Raw genomic sequence first — 468 nt, 5'->3', positions numbered from 1 at the left:
CATTGGTCATCGGTTCAGGCTTCACTTCCTTCTCCTGTTATTCTTTTTTGATCCAATTCATTCATTTTTTACTCAAACCACTCATCTCTAAACCTTTGTCTGTTTACATGTGGATCTAATGCTTGACTTTCATATACACTCATTATCGTTTCAAACGTTCTCTGAATCCCACATCTATGCAGAATTACTGTCAACAAATCAGATGCATTCTCTGCAAATATTGTACTCCAACGTAACTGCGTATATCTAGCCATTTTTTCAGGGTGAGTTGTTGAGTTTCTTACAAGAGAATAAATTCTTCTGCTAACGATTAGTGTCAATATTGCTGTCCAGATTAGAGCTTCAATTACCTGCACATTCTTTGTTTCAAGAACATCCAGCGAGTATTTGCTTTTCAATTCCTTAAACAGCAGTTCTATGTCCCATCTTGCTCCATATAAGTTTGCAATATCTTTTGCATTCAAAATC

General features: G+C 35.9%; 1 protein-coding gene. It reads right to left on the bottom strand.

The window, feature by feature from the left end:
* Window positions 1-68: 68 nt before the first annotated feature.
* A partial coding sequence (locus ASJ81_RS15230; protein ID WP_141241762.1) for a transposase occupies window positions 69-468 on the bottom strand: 400 nt, incomplete at its 5' end.

It is taken from the genome of Methanosarcina spelaei, assembly GCF_002287235.1.
GTDB classification, from domain to species: Archaea; Halobacteriota; Methanosarcinia; order Methanosarcinales; family Methanosarcinaceae; genus Methanosarcina; species Methanosarcina spelaei.
Note: the sequence above shows the minus strand (reverse complement) of the source record. Positions and strands in the feature narration are given on the sequence as shown.